Raw genomic sequence first — 14,554 nt, 5'->3', positions numbered from 1 at the left:
TGCACAACTGTGACCGTTAGTCGGGAGTCGGCGCCATTGGCGGAGCGATGACGTGATGGCGGCTTCTGCTTTTCAAGATCCGGGTCTAGAGTGAGTCCACAGTTTTAGCCAGGTTTTCTCACCCGCTCAGTCTTATTACAGGCAAGAGAAGCAGCATGGAATGCGTGCATCCGGAGGTGGCCGAAGGCCACTCCACTCTTCTGATCGTTGATGACTATCCTGAAAATCTCCTAAGCATGCGTGCTCTGTTGCAGCGCCAGGACTGGCGGGTGATGACCGCTGCCTCCGGTGTCGAGGCCCTGGGCCTGTTGCTCGAGCATGAGGTGGATCTGGTGCTGCTGGATGTGCAGATGCCCGGCATGGATGGTTTTGAGGTGGCTCGACTGATGCGCGGCAGCCAGCGTACCCGGCTGACACCGATCATCTTCCTCACCGCGAACGAGCAGTCCCAGGATGCCGTGATCAAGGGCTACGCCAGTGGCGCGGTGGACTACCTGTTCAAACCCTTCGACCCGCAGATCCTCAAGCCCAAGGTCCAGGCTTTGCTGGAGCAACAGCGCAACCGCCGAGCCCTGCAGCACCTCAGTCATGATCTGGAGGTGGCGCGAGCGTTCAACGCCGCGGTGTTGGACAACGCCGCCGAAGGCATCCTGGTGGTGGACGAAGGCGGCCATGTGCGCTTCGCCAATCCAGCGGTCTCGCGCTTGCTCAATGCCCAGGTGCAAGATCTGGAAGGCTCGCCCTTCCTCGATTACCTGCAAAAGCCCCACGTCCCCGACTGGAACGAATCCGAACTCTACGCCTGCTACCGCAGGGGCGAGACCTATCGTCTGCATGACGCCCTGTTGCGGACCGTCCCTGGCCAGCAGATCTGCGTGGCCCTGTCCTGCGCGCCCCTGCCCAGCGAACAGAAGGCCATGGTGGTGACCTTGCTGGATATGTCCGAGGTTCGACACCTGCATCAACAGCTGGAGTACCAGGCCGTTACCGATCCGCTGACGGGCCTGCTCAACCGGCGCGGTTTCTATCAGACCGTGGAGAACATCCTGCTGCGCAGCGATCGCTCGGGAAAGTCTCTGGTCCTGCTCTACCTGGACCTGGACGGCTTCAAACGAGTCAACGACTCCCTGGGGCACGATGCCGGTGACCGGGTGCTGCGCTGGGTCTCCGAACAGTTGAAGGAATGCCTGCATTCGTTCGACATTCTCGGGCGCATGGGCGGCGACGAGTTCACGGCCCTGCTGGAGCTGAGCTTCCCGGAGCAGGCGGCAAAAATCGCCGAAAAACTGATCGAACGCCTGTCCATCAGCCAGCAGATCGATGGCATGGAGGTGGTGCTGGGGGCCAGCATTGGCATCGCCATCTACCCTGACTGCGGTTCCAATCTGGATGGCCTGTTGCGCGCGGCGGATATCGCCATGTACGAGGCCAAGCGTGCCGGCCGTCAGCAGTACCGTTACTACGACCATGAAATGAACGGCCGTGCCCGGTCCCGGCTGATGCTTGAAGAAAGCGTGCGCAGCGCGGTGGAGCGCAAGGAGTTCACCCTGGTGTATCAGCCCCAGGTGGCTATTGCCGATGGCCGCTTGCGAGGGTTCGAGGCGTTGCTGCGCTGGCGGCACCCGAGTGTCGGCGATGTACCGCCCGGGCTGTTTCTGCCGTTGTTGGAAGAGGCGCGGTTGATCAGCCGCCTGGGCAGTTGGATCTATCAACAGGGCGCCGCTCAGCGCAAGGATTGGGAACAGGTATTCAGCCCGGACCTGGTGCTGGGTGTCAGCCTCAGCGCTACCCAGTTCGGCATGCCCAACCTGGCAACCGAACTGCGCCAGGTGTTGTTGCGCCATGGCCTGCAGCCTCGTCAGCTGGAGGTGGAGGTGACCGAGGCGGCACTGACCCAGAACCTCGACGAGACCCGCAAGCAGTTGCAGCAGTTGCATGAGCTGGGGGTGCGGGTGGCCCTGGACGATTTCGGATCAGGCAGCTGCTGTCTGGCGTACCTGCGTGACCTGCAGTTGGACACCCTCAAGCTTGACCGGCACCTGATCGCTCGCCTGCTGACTTCGCCGCGAGATGCCGCCATCGCCCGCAGCGTGATCGATCTGTGCAAACAGTTCGGCCTGCTGGTGATTGCCGAAGGCGTGGAAACCCTCGAACAATACGAGTGGCTCAAGGCCAATGGTTGTGAATACGTGCAGGGTTTCCTGGTGGCGCGCCCCCTGACTGCCAGCAGTGCCAGTCAGTTTGCCCAGCCTTTTGACTGGAGCGCGTTGCCGGCCTGAATTCGCTACACTGGCGCTCTTTGCACCTTGCGTTGCCCCTTCATGACTGCACTCAAATACCTTCAGGCCTACCCCGTCGCCCTGCAACAGCAAGTGCGCCAGCTGATCGACGAAGATCGCCTGGGGGACTACCTGAGCCGGCGCTATCCGAACAAGCACGCGGTACAGAGCGACAAGGCGTTGTACAACTACGCTCTGGAACTGAAGCAGGAATACCTGCGCAACGCCCCGGCCATCGACAAGGTGCTGTTCGATAACCGCCTGGACCTGACCCACCGCGCCCTGGGCCTGCACACCACGGTGTCCCGGGTACAGGGCGGCAAGCTCAAGGCCAAGAAGGAGATCCGCATCGCCTCCCTGTTCAAGGAGGCGGCGCCGGAGTTCTTGCGGATGATCGTGGTGCACGAGCTGGCGCACTTCAAGGAATCGGACCACAACAAGGCGTTCTACAAGCTCTGCGAGCATATGCTGCCGGGCTATCACCAGCTGGAGTTCGACCTGCGGGTCTACCTGACCTGGCGCGACCTGCAAGCCAAGGCAGGAGCGGCGGATTAGTGCTTAGTGAAAGGGAGTAGGCGATGGATGTCAGCAAGACCAAGAGCAGTTTCTACCGCCGCCTGTATGTGGCGTATCTGATCGACAGCGGCCTGGCCAGCAGTGTGCCGGCGCTGACCGAGGTCACGGGCATGCCCCGACGCACCGCCCAGGACACCATCGCCGCCCTGGCGGACCTGGACATCCTCTGCGAGTTCGAGCAGCAGGATGGCGCCCGCAATCATGCCGGGCGCTACCGGATCCATAGCTGGGGGGCCATCGACAAGGGCTGGATCGAGCCCAATCTGCGGCAGATCAAGACAGTGCTGGGTTATCCCTGAGTCTCAGGCCCGGCGCATGCCGATATGGGGAATGCCGTCCTCAAGGTATTCCTCACCCGCGACGATGAAGCCGTAGCGTCCGTAGTAATCCTGCAGATGGGCCTGGGCCGAGAGGTAGATCGGGGTTTCTGGCCAGTGCCGTTGCGCCTGTTTCAGCGCCTGCTCCATCAGGGCATGACCCAGGCCCTGGCCACGGGCCTGTTCGGCGATCACTACGCGGCCGATCACGACGTCGCCGCCTTGGGAGATCGGGTCCAGCAGGCGCACATAGGCCAGCAGGCGGTCGTCGTCCCAGGCCATCAAGTGGCAGGTATCGCCTTCAAGGTCGCGGCCGTCCACTTCCTGGTAGGGGCATTTCTGTTCCACGACAAAGACTTCGGTGCGCAGTTGCAGGATGGCGTACAACTGTTCCTTGCCCAGATCGGTGTGATGCTTGCAGACCCATTCGATGGTCATCTTCATATCCTGTAGAAAGTGCTGTGCGAAATACTAGGCACATCGCCGCCGGATGTCTTGTCGAGCAGCACCCAGAGGCTGTTTCTGTGAGTTAGGTCAAAATGCCACCATTGTTGTTACTGGCCTTTGTCTTCTTTGTGTAATCTGTTTTCAAGTCCTGTGCAGCGGTTCTGATGAGCTAGTGTTAGGGGCTGGGCTGCCCTGTCGAATACCGGCAGGGGCCCTCGAGTGTCGGCTGGAACGCGCTGGGCCCTGTGCCCGCTAAGGATCTTTTAGCATGCTGCGATTGCATCGAGCTTTGGCTTTGATCGGATTGCTGTTGCTGGGCCACAGCGCTTCTGCGGAGAAGCTGCGCCTGGTCGCTGACGCCTGGCCCCCCTTTACCGACGCGACCCTGGTCAATGGCGGGGTGGCCACCGATATCGTCAGCACCGCCCTGTCCCGTGCCGGCTATGCCAGCGAGTTCGAACAGGTGCCCTGGGCCCGGGCTCTGATGGGGGTTGGCGAGGGACGCTACGACGTACTGGTCAATGCCTGGTACAACGAAGAGCGCACCCATCTGGGGCAGTTTTCCTCGGAGTACCTGGTCAACCGAGTGCGCTTCATCAAGCGCAAGGATGCCTCGCTGGAATACAACAACCTCAAGCAACTGCATCAGTACCCGGTGGCGGTGGTGCGTGGCTACGCCTATTCGCCGGAGTTCGACAACGACCCGAACCTGCAGAAAGTTCTGGTGCATAACTTCGCCATGGCCGTGCGCATGCTGGCGGCGGACCGGGTCAAGCTGACTCTGGAAGACGAATACGTCGCCCGCTACTACCTGGCCCGGGAATCGCCTCGGGTGCGCAACGCCGTGGAGTTCCTGCCCAAGCCCCTGAGCGAGAACGGCCTGCATATCCTGGTCAGCCTGAAAAACCCCGAGCACGCGCAGATCGTTGCCAAGTTCGACCGGGAAATTGCCGCCATGAAGGCCGACGGCAGTTACGACCGCCTGTTGCGCCAACACGGTATGTAACCGAACAGGGGGCTGTCTGTAGGAGCTGGCTTGCCAGCGAAAGCGGCCCCGGACCTTGCATAAATCTTGCGGCCTCTTTCGCCGGCAAGCCGGCTCCTACGGTTTTGCGTCGTCGCTGGTGTCTTTGATCAGGTGTGCCGCCAGGGTCCGCAACGGACCCAGTTGTCGACAGATCAGTGCCAGCTGGGTCTGCACCAGACGCTGGCCTTCGTCGATTTCATCCGGCATCTGCTCCAGCTCATTGGCCAACGCTTCCTCGGCATCGCTCTGGATGGCGATCGGGGTCTTGTTGGCCAGGCCCTGGGCAATCTCGTCGATGCTCGCCGCCAGGCTGACCCCGGCACCGTCGATCAGGTGCTCGCGGACTTCCCCCGGCAGTTGGGTTTCCCGGTGCGCGCCCAACCCCGAGAGGTAGCTGAGCAAGGTGTGTGACAGCACCAGGAAGCGGAACCCCACGTCGGCTTCCTTACGGAAATGCCCCGGCTCCATGAGCATGTTGGCCAGGGTGGTGGACAGCGCCGCGTCGGCGTTGTGGGCGTTGCGCCGGGCCAGGCGGTAGGCCAGGTCGTCGCTTTTGCCTGCGGCGTACTGCTGCATGATCTGGCGCAGGTAGATGCTGTTGCAGGTCAGGGTGTTGGCCAGCACCTTGTTCAGGCGTCGGCCCTGCCAGTCCGGTAGGAACAGGAACACCGCCAGCCCGGCGATCAGACTGCCCAGCAGGGTATCGAACAGCCGCGGCAGGAACAGCCCGTAACCGTCGCCCACCTGGTTGAAGCAGAACAGCACCATCAGGGTGATGGCGGCGGTGGCCAGGGTGTAGCGGGTGGTGCGGTTGGTAAAGAACACCACCCCGGCGGCGATGGCGAACAGCGATTGCACCAAGGGGCTCGGGAACAGGTCGAACAGCGCCCAGGCGATGGTCAGGCCGATGGCGGTGCCGACGATCCGCTGCCCCAGCTTGCGCCGGGTGGCGCCGTAGTTGGGCTGGCAGACGAACAGCGTGGTGAGGATGATCCAGTAGCCCTGGGATGGGTGGATCAAATGCACCATGCCGTAGCCGATACTCAGCGCCAGGGGCAGGCGCAGGGCATGGCGGAACAGCAGTGACGTCGGTGTCAGCTGGGTGCGCAGGCGAGTCCAGACATCCTTGAGGTTGCGCGGCGAGCGGTCCAGCAGGCTGCTGTCGGTGGCATCGGCCAGGGCGTCGGGGTTGCTGGCGTCGCTGAGCAGGCGGTCGAGGGTGCCAAGGTTGGCCGCCAGGGCGCGCAGCGAGCGCAGCAGCCCGCGCCAGGCCGGGTTGCTCTGGATGCGCAGGTGTTCCAGGGAGGCGTGCAGGTCGCTCAGGGCCTCGGCGAAGCTGGCGTCATAGACGAACGGCTGGCGCAGCTGGATGGATTCGGCCAGGGCGCGGCAGGCCTTGCCCTGCTGGCGCAACAGGCGCTGGCAGCGAAACAGCACGTCGCTGTGGAAGAAGGCGTCGGTCAGGGCGTTATAGGGGTAGTGAGACGAACTGGCGCGCTCGTGGATGTCCTGGGCCAGGAAGTACAGCTTCAGGTAGCGGCTGACTTTCGACCCCGGCCGGCCATTGCCCACCCGGTGCAGGATGATCTCCTTGGCGGCGTTGAGGGCTGCCACGACCTTGCCATTTTGCTGGGCCAGCTCCAGGCGCCGGGCTTCCACATCCAACTGGCGGATTGGCTCGAACAGGGATGACTTGAGCTTGAGGTAGAAACCCAGCTCACGAAACAGCCGGGCCAGGCTCTGCTGCACCGGCTGGTTGGAGAACAGCGCCTGCCACAGGACCGAGAGCAGGCCATACCAGGCCGCGCCGGCCACCAGCAGCAGCGGCTCGTGCCAGAAATCGATCACCGCGCCGCCGCGCTGGTCGACGCCGATCATGGTGTAGACCGAGAGAATCAGGGTCGCCGAGGCGATGGCGCCATAGCGTTCCCCCAGAGCCCCGAGCATGGTCAGGCCGAAGCTGGCCAGGGCCAGGGCAATGGCGAAGATCCAGGGGTAGGGGAACAACAATTCCACCGACAGCGCGGCGATGCTGAAGCACACCAGGGTCACGGCCAGGGCGTTGAGCCGGCCTTGCCAGCTGTCGTCGGTTTCCGCCAGGGCGCTGGCGATGATGCCGAGGAACAGTGGAATCAGCAGGCCCATCTCATCCTGATACCAGCACAGCGCCATGCTGCCGGTCAGGGCGATGAACACCCGCACGCTGTAGCTGAATTTATCCAGCGCCCAGAGGCGGCGCAGAGACTGACGAAAAGAAGTCGATGACATGGAGTGGGACAGGCCTTCCGGGGCGATGCAGCTAAATTGAGCCAGTATTGACGACGGCGCAATGCCGCCGTCACATCGGCCGACAAATTCTGTTGCCGTTGCCGGTCGGGCGCCTGTAGCCGCTGCCGTAGGCTGCGAACGACCCGAAGGGGCGCGGCGATTCAAGGTCCGCTGAGGTCCTGCGGACCTGTCGCAGCCTGCGGCAGCGGCTACAGGGATTGCAGCGGCTCAGACGTATTGCGCCGCCGCGTAGCCCGAGGCCCAGGCCCACTGGAAGTTGAAGCCGCCCAGGTGGCCGGTGACGTCCAGCACTTCACCGATGAAATACAGCCCCGGGCTCTTCAGCGATTCCATGGTCTTGGACGACACCTCGCGGGTATCGACCCCGCCCAGGGTCACTTCGGCGGTGCGGTAGCCCTCGGTGCCCGCCGGCACCAACTGCCAGCTGCCGAGTTTTTGCGCCACGTCCGCCAGTTCCGCCGGGGTGTACTGCTTCATCGGCTTGGAGACGAACCAGTGCTCGGCCAGCAGTCCCGCCATCTTCTTGGTGAAGATTTCCCCCAGTAGGGTTTTCAGCTCGCTGTTGGGGCGCTCGGCCTGCTGCTGTTGCAGCCAGCCCAGGGCGTCGTGGTCTGGCAGCAGGTTGATCTCGACACTGTCGCCGGGTTGCCAGTAGGAGGAAATCTGCAGGATCGCCGGGCCGCTGAGGCCACGATGAGTGAACAGAATGTTCTCGCGAAAGCTCTGCTCGTTGCAGCTCACCAGACAGTCCACCGAGGTGCCCGACAACTCGCTGCACAGCTCCTTGAGCTGATCGGTGATGGTGAAGGGCACCAGGCCGGCACGGGTCGGCAGCAGTTCATGGCCGAACTGCTTGGCGACTTGATAGCCAAAACCGGTAGCGCCCAAGGTTGGGATCGACAGGCCGCCGGTGGCAATCACCAGGGATTGGCACTGCACCGCGCCCAGGGTGGTCTGCAGCAGATAGCCGGCTTCAAGCTTTTCGATCTGCTGGATCGAGGTGTCCAGGCGCAGTTCGACGCCGACCTGATCGCATTCGTCGAGCAGCATGCCGAGGATGTCGCTGGACTTGTTATCGCAGAACAGCTGGCCGAGTTTCTTCTCGTGGTAGGGCACGCCGTGCTTGGCCACCAGGCCGATGAAGTCCCACTGGGTGTAGCGGGCCAGGGCCGATTTACAGAAATGCGGGTTCTGCGAAAGGAAGTTGGCGGGCTCGGTGTACATATTGGTGAAGTTGCAGCGGCCACCGCCGGACATCAGGATTTTCTTGCCGGCCTTGTTGGCGTGGTCCAGCAACAGCACCTGGCGGCCCCGGCCGGCCGCGGTCAGGGCGCACATCAGGCCGGCCGCGCCAGCGCCGATGATCACGACTTGGGTAGAACGCAAAACGGTGTCCTCGCACAAATTTGTGTAGGAGCGAGCTTGCTCGCGATAACGGTGCCGGGTTCAACCTCGATGTCGGCTGTTCGGACGCTATCGCGAGCAAGCTCGCTCCTACAGGGACGGTGGGGTTAGAGGACGCGCACGCGCAGCGAACGGCCCTTGATCTTGCCGTTGTTCAAACGTTGCAGCGCCTGCATGACCACGGTGCGATCAACCGCCACATACGACTGGAAGTCGAAGATCGCGATCTTGCCGACCTGGGCGCCCGGGATGCCGGCGTCGCCAGTCAGTGCACCGAGAATATCGCCCGGACGCACTTTGTCCTTGCGCCCGCCCGCGATGCACAGCGTGCTCATCGGTGGCTGCAGCGGGGCGCCGCCCTGGGACTTGAGGTTGTCGACCTGATCCCAGTTCAGCGGGGCTCTCTGCAGCTGTTCGATGGCTTGCGCGCGATGGGCTTCGGACGGTGCGACGAGGCTGACCGCGATACCTTTTTCGCCAGCGCGACCGGTACGGCCAACGCGGTGAATGTGGATTTCCGAATCGCGGGCCAGCTCGACGTTGATCACCATGTCCAGCGCATCGATGTCCAGGCCACGGGCGGCCACGTCGGTGGCGACCAGTACCGAAGTACTGCGGTTGGCGAACATCGCCAGCACCTGATCGCGGTCACGCTGTTCCAGATCGCCGTGCAGGCCGACGGCGGAAATGCCTTTGGAGGTCAGGTGATCGACGGTTTCCTGCACTTGCTGCTTGGTGAAGCAGAAAGCGACGCAGGAAGCCGGGCGGAAGTGGTGCAGGACTTTGGTCACTGCGCTCATGCGTTCTTCCGGGGAAATCTCGTAGAAACGCTGTTCGATCTGCGTGTCGTCGTGGAACGCTTCGGCTTTCACCGTCTGCGGATCACGCATGAACTTCGACGCCAGTTGCTTGATGCCCACCGGGTACGTGGCGGAGAACAGCAGGGTCTGCCGGCGCGACGGGGTCTGCTCGATGATGTCTTCGATGGCGTCGTAGAAACCCATGTCGAGCATGCGGTCGGCTTCGTCGAGGATCAGCGTGTTCAGGCCATCAAGCACCAGCGAGCCCTTGCGCAGGTGTTGCTGGATACGCCCCGGGGTGCCGACGATGATGTGCGCACCGTGTTCCAGGGAAGCGATCTGCGGGCCGAAGGACACGCCGCCGCACAGGGTCAGGACCTTGATGTTGTCTTCGGCACGGGCCAGGCGCCGGATTTCCTTGGCCACCTGGTCGGCCAGCTCGCGGGTCGGGCAGATCACCAGGGCCTGGCAGCCGAAGTAGCGCGGGTTGATCGGGTTCAGCAGGCCGATGCCGAAGGCCGCGGTCTTGCCGCTGCCGGTCTTGGCCTGGGCGATCAGGTCCATGCCCTTGAGGATCACCGGCAAGCTCTGCGCCTGGATCGGCGTCATCTGGGCATAACCGAGGGAGTCGAGGTTAGCCAGCATGGCGGGAGACAGGGGCAAAGTATTAAAAGCGGTGGCAATGGTGGTCACGGGACTGGCCTGCAAAACAAAATGTCGCGCAGTGTATCAGCCTCGCTCCCATAACCTGCAAATTCTGGACGAGCAACCGCGCAAAGGTGGTTTTGTGTAGGAGCTGGCTTGCCAGCGAAAGCGGTCGCGAGGTTGGTGCAATGCTCGGGGGCCTCTTCGCCGGCGAGCCGGCTCCTACGGAGGGAGGTGTGCGGCTCAATGCTCGATGTGCTGTTCCTCGACCTTGCGCGCCCTTCGGCCATCGGTGGGCGACAGCTGGAGGAAGATCGCCGCCGCCAGCATCGCCATGATGCCCACGGTGAGAAAGGTCAGCTGGAAGGCGCCGAGCACGGTGTTCACTCCGTCATTGCCTACTTGTGCAGTAAAACCGCCCAGCAGCGCACCGGCACAGGCCACCCCCAGGCTCAGGGACAACTGCGCTACCACCGACAGTAAGCTGTTGCCGCTGCTGGCGGCGGCATCGTCGAGGTCGATCAGGGTCACGGTGTTCATCGCGGTGAACTGCAGCGAGTTGATCGCCCCCAGCACCGCCAGCATGCCCAGCAGCAGGGGATAAGGCGTGTGCTCGCTGACCAGCCCCATGCTGGCCAGCATCAGCCCCAGGGCCAGGGTGTTGCCGGTGAGCACGATGCGGTAGCCCAGGCGCTCGATCAACGGCCGGGCAATGGACTTGGCCAGCATCGCCGCGGCCGCCAGGGGCAGCATGCTCATCCCCGCCTGGGACGGTGAATAACCCAGCGCCACCTGCAGCAGCAGCGGCACCAGGAACGGCAGGGCACCGCTGCCCAGGCGGGCGAACAGGTTGCCGAGGATGCCCACGGCAAAGGTCCGCACCTTGAACAGCGAAGGGGCGAACAGCGGGGTGTCGATATGCCCGGCCCGTAGCCAGTAGGCGGCCAGGCAGGCCAGCCCGGCAAACAGCAGCAACATCACCCGCAGGTGTGGCAGGTGCAGTTCCCCCAGGCCTTCCATGGCGATGGTGATCAGCACCATCGCCGCGCCGAACAGCACAAAGCCCAGGCCATCGAAACGGGTGCGCTCGCTGCCTCGCAGGTCGGGGATAAAACGCCACACCGCATAGCAGCCCACCGCACCCACTGGCAGGTTGATCAGGAAGATCCAGTGCCAGGTCAGGTACTGCACCATCCAGCCGCCCATGGTCGGGCCGATCAGCGGGCCCAGCAGCCCGGGAATGGTGATGAAGCCCATGATCCGCACCAGCTCCGAGCGCGGGTAGGCTCGCAGCACCACCAACCGTCCCACCGGCAGCATCAGTGCCCCGCCCAGGCCCTGGATCACCCGGGCGCCGATCAGTTGGCTCAGGGTGTTGGACATCGCGCACAGCAGGGAACCGATGCTGAACAGCAAGATGGCGCCGAAGAAGATCTTCTTGGTGCCGAAGCGGTCGGCGATCCAGCCCGATGCTGGGATCAGCAGGGCCACGGTGAGCATGTAGGCGATGATCACCCCCTGCATGCGCAGCGGGTCTTCCGCCAGGTCCTGGGCCATGGCTGGCAGCGCCGTATTGAGGATGGTGCCGTCCAGGGATTGCATGAAGAAGGCGATGGCCACCACCCAGGGCACCCAGCGGGCGGTGGTGGCATCGAGAGGCGTGCGTTCGGGCATGGGATCTCCCAAGGGCAGCGGCAAGCGGCAAGCCATAAGCTTCAAGCTTGCCGCTTACAGCTTGCGGCTTGTCGCTTACAAGGTGAGGGTCAGGCGACTGACCAGGGCTCCGGGCAAATGCATCGAGGCGGTCTGGCGCTGGCCGTAGGTGCTGGCCGAAAGCAGCAGTTCCCGTTGCGCCGTCAGGGCCTCCAGTTGCGAACCCAGCAGGCTGTAGACGCTGTCATCGAAACGCATGGTGCTCACCGGGGCCTGGATCTCGCCGTTCTCCACCCAGAAGGTGGCGAAGCGGGTCATGCCGGTCAGGCGCGCTGCCGGCAGGTCCGAGTAGTTGAGGTACCACAGGTTGCTGATGTACAGGCCGGTGCCCAGTTGCTTGAGGATCTCCTGCTGCGACAGCTGCCCGGCGGCCATGTTCAGCGCACTGGGGTATTCGCTGCTGCCGGCGCCGTTGCTGGTCAGGCCGTACTCGGCGGCGCTGCGGGAGTTGATCAACTGGGCGTTGGCATTGCCGGCGGCGATCAGCGACAGGTCGCTGCGCGGGTAGCCCTCATCGGAAAAGGCCGGACTCAGGGAGCCGCTGACCTGTTCGTCCAGGGACACCAGGGGGCTCAGGGCGGCATCGCCCGCGTAGAGCTTCTGCAGGGGGCTGTGCTTGCTGGCAATGGACTGGGCCGAGAACCCGCCCCAGGCCAGCATGCCCATGATCTCCTCCAGGGCCGCCGGTGCCAGGTAGGCGCGGTACTGCCCCGGCGTCAGGGTGCGCAGCGGTCGACCGAGGAACTCCAGTTGCTGACGGGCCTGGTCGAAGCGCTGGGCGAAGGCTGCGTCGTCCCAGGCGTGTCCCGCGTAGCTGGCCTTCACCGCTTCGCCGTTTGCGTGGAACAGGCTGAAGTCGAAGTTGAAGCTATTGGCCTGATGCCAGCCGAACGCTCCGCCGGAACTGGCAAAACCTCGGCTGATGGGGCCGGCGGCATAGATGCCCACCAGATCCAGGCCGGCACCGGCGCGGCCGATCTGTGCCACCACCTGCTCGCTATCGGGCAGCGGATGGTCCTGCACGTGGTGGGATTGCCATTGGGCGTGATTGAGCATCAGGTACGGGTCCGCCGGCAGCAGCGGCAGGGTTTCGCGCAACTGTTGCAGGGCTTCGACCAGGCGCTGACGGTCCACCTCGGGGTCGTTGCTCAAGGTGATGCTCAAGTCGGCGTGGCGTCCGTCGTCGATCAGTTTGAAGTGCAGGCTGGCCTGTTGCACCTGCCCGGCCTGACGCACCTTGGCGTGGTTGAAACGGATGAACTCCGAGGACTCGGCCGAGTAGCTCAGAGTGAACTGTTCCGATTCCTTGATCGCGTCCTGCAGCCACTGCACCCATGCCTTGAACTGCTCGGCCTGATTCATCGTCCTGTTCATCAGGCGTCTCCTCCGAATACGTCAATCTTGCTGAACACGCAGGCCGGCGAAGCGTGGCCGACGCGGATTACCTGGTTGGGCTCGCCCTTGCCGCAGTTGGGCGTGCCCAGGACCTGGAAGGTGCTGCGATCGCCCACCGCGCTGAGGTTGCGCCAGAACTGTGCGGAGATGCCCCGGTAGTTGGGGTTCTTGACCACGCCCTTGAGCTCGCCGTTTTCGATCAACTGGCCCCATTCGCAGCCGAACTGGAACTTGTTGCGCGCATCGTCGATGGACCAGGATCGATTGGTGGACATCAGGATGCCGTGTTCGATCTGGCCGATCAGGCGGTCCAGGGGCTGGTCGCCGGGCTCGACGTTGAGGTTGGCCATGCGGTCGATGGGGGCGCGGTTCCAACTGCTGGCGCGGCTGTTGGCAACGCCGTCGAGGCCACTGCGGTATTGCGACAGGGCACTGCCCAGGGGACGTACCAGCAGCCCCTCGCGGATCAGGAACTGCTTGCTGGCGGCGCTGCCATCGTCGTCATGCCCATAGCTGGCCAACTCCTCGGGAATCTCTGGGTCGAAGGTCACGTTGAGCAGGGACGAGCCATATTGCAGGCGGCCGAAATCTTCCTGTTTGACGAAACTGGTGCCGGCGTAGTTGCGCTCGTCGCCGAGGATGCGGTCCAGTTCCAGGGGGTGGCCGATGGACTCGTGGATCTGCAGCATCATCTGGTCCGGCATCAGCAGCAGGTCCCGCTGGCCTGGCGGGGTGTTCGGCGCCAGCAGCAGTTGCAGCGCCTGGTCGGCCACCCGTGGCGCCGCGCCCAGCAGGCCACAGCGGCTGATCACATCGCCGGCGCCCTGCTGGCCGAAGTTTTCCCGGCCCAGGCTGCGGGTCTGGCTGTCGCTACCGTCGTAGGCGGTGACATCCAGGCCCGGGTAGACAAACCGCTGAGCCTGGCGCAGCTCGGCGCCGGCGCTGTTGAGGTAGATCTGCTCGACCTGGGTCACGCCGATGCCCACTTGCCAGTTCACCAGGCGCTCGTCCTTGGGCACCGAGGCCGATTCGTCGCCCAGCAACTGGTAGCAGTCGCTGAGGGATGGGAAGGGCTGGTCCAGATTCGGCGAAAGGTAGTCGCCACGGTGGCTGGATACCGGTTGCTCGCGCAGGTCCAGCAGGGCGTGGGCGGCGATCACCCGAGCCAGGTGTTCGGCGCGGTCGAGGGCGGCTTGCAGGCCGCCTTGCGAGAGGTCACTGGTGGCGGCGTAGGCTTCCACACCACGCACCCTTGCGGTCAGCATTGCCCCCTCGTCGCGGCCCAGGCTCGGTGGTTCGGCAACGTTCTTGCGCACTGACAGGTATTGGTCCGACTCGCGCACGTAGCGCAGGGAAAAGAATTCGGCGCCCGTGCGCAAGGCAGCAAAGCGCTGCTTGAGCTGGGGGTGAAAGTCGAACATGGAGAACCTCCTTGTGAGACGCGATAGCGGGCGGGTCTTGTCGCCAGCAAACGGAACGCTGCCCGGCGGCTCCTACAGATATAGGCGTCGGTGGACTCCGGGGCGAAGGGGATGGGCAAGTTGCAGAACTGTAGCTGCTGCCGGAGGCTGCGATCAAGGAGGCAGTGCGGGCAATGCGGGGGCAGGAAATACGCGGGGAGGTGAAAAAGGCACCGACCCTTGCGGTCGGTGCCCGTACTGC

Annotated in this window: 11 protein-coding genes; 4 read left to right on the top strand and 7 right to left on the bottom strand. The window is 63.7% G+C overall.

Annotated features, from left to right (window positions below; all coding sequences use genetic code 11):
• Window positions 1-155: 155 nt before the first annotated feature.
• The 3 genes from PFZ56_RS03355 to PFZ56_RS03345 are packed head-to-tail and all read left to right on the top strand — an operon-like array spanning window position 156 to window position 3,154.
• The gene (locus PFZ56_RS03355; RefSeq protein ID WP_102881130.1) at window positions 156-2,279 is read left to right on the top strand and encodes a bifunctional diguanylate cyclase/phosphodiesterase; all 2,124 of its coding nucleotides are present in this window, start codon (window positions 156-158) and stop codon (window positions 2,277-2,279) included.
• A gap of 42 nt (window positions 2,280-2,321) precedes the next feature.
• Entirely contained in the window at window positions 2,322-2,834 is a 513-nt protein-coding gene (locus PFZ56_RS03350) for a M48 family metallopeptidase (protein ID WP_110594381.1), read from the top strand.
• A gap of 23 nt (window positions 2,835-2,857) precedes the next feature.
• Window positions 2,858-3,154 carry a helix-turn-helix domain-containing protein gene (locus PFZ56_RS03345; protein WP_102862029.1) on the top strand — a complete coding sequence of 99 codons (297 nt, stop codon included), beginning with the start codon at window positions 2,858-2,860 and terminating at the stop codon, window positions 3,152-3,154.
• Window positions 3,155-3,157: 3 nt separating this feature from the next.
• Here PFZ56_RS03345 and PFZ56_RS03340 read toward each other — a convergent pair whose 3' ends face one another.
• Window positions 3,158-3,610: a GNAT family N-acetyltransferase gene (locus PFZ56_RS03340; protein WP_102881128.1), complete on the bottom strand. Its 453-nt coding sequence runs from the start codon at window positions 3,608-3,610 to the stop codon at window positions 3,158-3,160.
• A gap of 277 nt (window positions 3,611-3,887) precedes the next feature.
• On the opposite strand from PFZ56_RS03340, the gene PFZ56_RS03335 reads away from it, so the two are divergent.
• The gene (locus PFZ56_RS03335; protein ID WP_102881127.1) at window positions 3,888-4,625 is read left to right on the top strand and encodes an ABC transporter substrate-binding protein; all 738 of its coding nucleotides are present in this window, start codon (window positions 3,888-3,890) and stop codon (window positions 4,623-4,625) included.
• A 96-nt stretch (window positions 4,626-4,721) separates the two neighbouring features.
• Here PFZ56_RS03335 and yccS read toward each other — a convergent pair whose 3' ends face one another.
• The 6 genes from yccS to PFZ56_RS03305 form a co-directional block, all read right to left on the bottom strand.
• On the bottom strand, window positions 4,722-6,914 hold the full coding sequence (gene yccS / locus PFZ56_RS03330) for a YccS family putative transporter (RefSeq protein WP_102881126.1): 2,193 nt from the start codon (window positions 6,912-6,914) through the stop codon (window positions 4,722-4,724).
• A 228-nt stretch (window positions 6,915-7,142) separates the two neighbouring features.
• A complete protein-coding gene (locus tag PFZ56_RS03325; protein WP_110652410.1) occupies window positions 7,143-8,321 on the bottom strand; it encodes an NAD(P)/FAD-dependent oxidoreductase in 1,179 nt (392 codons plus the stop codon).
• Window positions 8,322-8,446: 125 nt separating this feature from the next.
• Window positions 8,447-9,832 (bottom strand): ATP-dependent RNA helicase DbpA, encoded by a 1,386-nt coding sequence (gene dbpA, locus PFZ56_RS03320; RefSeq protein ID WP_170001837.1) that lies wholly within the window; start codon window positions 9,830-9,832, stop codon window positions 8,447-8,449.
• A gap of 195 nt (window positions 9,833-10,027) precedes the next feature.
• Window positions 10,028-11,458 carry a multidrug transporter subunit MdtD gene (mdtD, locus tag PFZ56_RS03315; protein ID WP_102881123.1) on the bottom strand — a complete coding sequence of 477 codons (1,431 nt, stop codon included), beginning with the start codon at window positions 11,456-11,458 and terminating at the stop codon, window positions 10,028-10,030.
• 75 nt (window positions 11,459-11,533) lie between these two features.
• Window positions 11,534-12,871, bottom strand: a complete 1,338-nt coding sequence (locus PFZ56_RS03310) for a TldD/PmbA family protein (RefSeq protein ID WP_170001839.1) — start codon at window positions 12,869-12,871, stop codon at window positions 11,534-11,536.
• Window positions 12,871-14,313, bottom strand: coding sequence for a TldD/PmbA family protein (locus PFZ56_RS03305; protein ID WP_170001841.1), 1,443 nt, complete (start codon window positions 14,311-14,313; stop codon window positions 12,871-12,873). Before PFZ56_RS03305 ends, PFZ56_RS03310 begins: the two co-directional genes overlap by 1 nt.
• Window positions 14,314-14,554 lie beyond the last annotated feature (241 nt).

It is taken from the genome of Pseudomonas danubii (assembly GCF_042980055.1).
GTDB lineage: Bacteria > Pseudomonadota > Gammaproteobacteria > Pseudomonadales > Pseudomonadaceae > Aquipseudomonas > Aquipseudomonas danubii.
This window is presented reverse-complemented; position numbering and strand designations above follow the sequence as displayed.